Annotated in this window: 3 protein-coding genes; all 3 read right to left on the bottom strand. The window is 64.9% G+C overall.

The genetic code is table 11. The annotated features are described in order from the left end of the window. The coding region (locus tag EOC06_RS42940; RefSeq protein WP_245469819.1) for a LysR family transcriptional regulator at window positions 1-234 on the bottom strand (234 nt) is incomplete at its 3' end. A 151-nt stretch (window positions 235-385) separates the two neighbouring features. Then, a complete protein-coding gene (locus tag EOC06_RS19900) occupies window positions 386-1,876 on the bottom strand; it encodes an aldehyde dehydrogenase (RefSeq protein WP_128308586.1) in 1,491 nt (496 codons plus the stop codon). Between the two features lie 21 nt (window positions 1,877-1,897). Continuing rightward, window positions 1,898-2,499, bottom strand: a 602-nt coding sequence (locus tag EOC06_RS19905) for a DUF1028 domain-containing protein (RefSeq protein WP_245469821.1), incomplete at its 5' end; no start/stop codon positions are given.

Genomic DNA, 2,499 nt, shown 5'->3' on the forward strand with positions numbered 1-2,499 from the left:
GTTGAGCAGCCGGGCGGCTTCCTTGAGGAAGATGCGGCCACCGGCCGTCAGCGACAGGCCGTGCGAATGCTTGCGGACAAACAGCTGGACGCCGAACTCGGTTTCCAGCTGCGCGATCGAGGCCGAAATCGATGGCGGCGATACATTGACCTGTTCGGCCGCCTTAGCGATGGAACCGGCTTCGCCCACGGCGACGAAATATTCCAGCTGTCTGAGCGTGAAGCGTAGCGGCATGGCTGGCTATGTTGCTGGTTTGAGGGCTTCGATCAAGCCCAATGCATGTCGCGCAAAAGTGGCCCCGGTTTTGCGCAAATGACATGCATAGAGCAAAGGCCTAAAGCGCATCGCTTGAATCCGTTCAATCGCGATGCGCTTTAGGCGCCCATCAGTATTTGATCCATGTCGTTTTGAGCGCGGTGTATTTGTCGAGCGCATGCAGCGACAGGTCGCGGCCGAAGCCGGATTGCTTGAAACCGCCGAACGGCGTCATCGGGCTCAGCGCGTCGACCGTGTTGACGGAAACCGTGCCGGCATGCAGCCGGCCGGCGATACGATGCGCGCGCGACAGGCTGTCGGTCCAGAGCGATGCGGCCAGCCCGTATGGGCTGTCATTGGCGATACGGATCGCGTCGGCCTCGTCGTCGAAGGCGATGACCGAAAGCACCGGCCCGAAGATCTCGTCGCGGGCAATCGGATCGGCGGGCGCGACATCGTCGAAGATGGTCGGCAGGACAAAGCTGCCACGCCCGTTGACCGTGACCAGGTCGCCGCCCGCGACCAGGCGCGCGGTTTTCTTGCCGGCTTCAACGAAGCGCATGACGTTGGCGGCGTGGCGGGCATCGACCATCGCGCCCATTTTCGAAGCTGGATCGAGCGGATCGCCGGGCTGCGTGGCCGCCGCACGTTGCACCAGTTTCTCCACCAGGGCATCCTTGATGCCGCGCTGGACGAGCAGGCGTGAATTGGCGGAACAGACCTCGCCCTGGTTGAAGAAGATGCCGAAGGCCGCCATGTCGGCTGCCGCGTCGAGATCGCCGCAATCGGCAAAGATGAGGTTCGGGCTCTTGCCGCCGGTCTCCAGCCAGACCTGCTTCATGTTCGACTGGCCGGAATACTGCAGGAACATCTTGCCCACGGCGGTCGAACCGGTGAAGGCGAGGCAATCCACATCCATATGACGGCCAAGCGCCTGGCCGGCGGTTTCGCCAAGGCCGGGCACGACATTGAGCACGCCTGCGGGCAGGCCCGCTTCCATTGCCAGTTCCGCCAGAAGCAGGGCCGACAAGGGCGACTGCTCGGCGGGTTTCAGCACCACCGAATTGCCTGCCGCCAGCGCCGGTGCGCATTTCCAGGTCGCCATGTCGAGCGGGAAATTCCACGGCACCACCGCGCCGACCACGCCAAGCGGCTCGCGCCGCACCAGCACCAGATCGCCTTCGCCGGTCGGCGCCACTTCGCCATAGATCTTGTCGATGGCCTCGCCATACCATTGGAAGATCGCTGCCGAGCCGGGAACGTCGACCGCGGCCGCATCCCTGACCAGTTTTCCCATGTCGAGCGATTCAAGCAGGGCCAGTTCATGCAGGTTTTCGCGCAGCAGCTGCGCCAGCCGCAGCAAGACCTCCTTGCGGTGCGCCGGACTGGTGCGCGACCAGACACCCGCATTGAAGCTGCGCCGCGCTGCGGCAACCGCCAGATCGATATCTTCCTCGCCGCAGGACGCCACTTCGGCCAGCACCTCGCCGGTAGCCGGATTGACGCTGGCGAAGGTCCGGCCCGAACGCGCTGCGACCGTCTTGCCGTCGATGAACGCCTTGTCGCGAAAACGGATCGCGGACGCCTTGCCGATCCAGTCCTTGTGACTGAGTTCGCTCATCGCAGGTGACCCCTGTCTTGACTATTCGTCGCCCGGCACGCCGTAGCTCGGCGCATCGGATGGGTTTATCGCGCGGGTCACATAGGCATCGAGCTGCGGTTTGTAGAGTTCCCACAGCGTCGCCAGTTGCTCGATCGGGCAATCGTCGGTCCAGTCGCAGCGCAAATCGGCGACCGGCCACGCCACCTCGCGCACCAGCTTCATACCGGCGGAATGGACAGGACCCGCCTCGCCGCCCGCTTTCAGCGCGGCGCGCATGGTCGCGATGAGGCGGTCGCCGAGATGCCCTTCCGACGCCAGGAACGCCTCGACCATGGCTTGCGGAACGCCGTCATGGGCCAGCATGTTGCCGCCGCAGGCGACATTGTCCGCACGCGCCTCCGCCCAGATGCCAAGCGCCTTGGGCCCTGAGTGGATAGCGGTCGTCCCGGCGGCATCGACAGCCAGCACCTGCCGGTATTCGGGATAGGCACCGGTGCGCTTCAATATGACAATCGCCTCTGCCGCCGACGCGCCGCGCGCCAGCAATTCGAGACCGCGCAGTCCCAGCGCAGGATCGGTGACGTTCTGACTGGCAACGGCGCCGGCGCCCGCCTGCGCATAGGCGCAGCGCGCCGCCACAG

The sequence above is a fragment of the Mesorhizobium sp. M7A.F.Ca.MR.362.00.0.0 genome, from assembly GCF_004023175.1.
Lineage (GTDB): Bacteria > Pseudomonadota > Alphaproteobacteria > Rhizobiales > Rhizobiaceae > Mesorhizobium.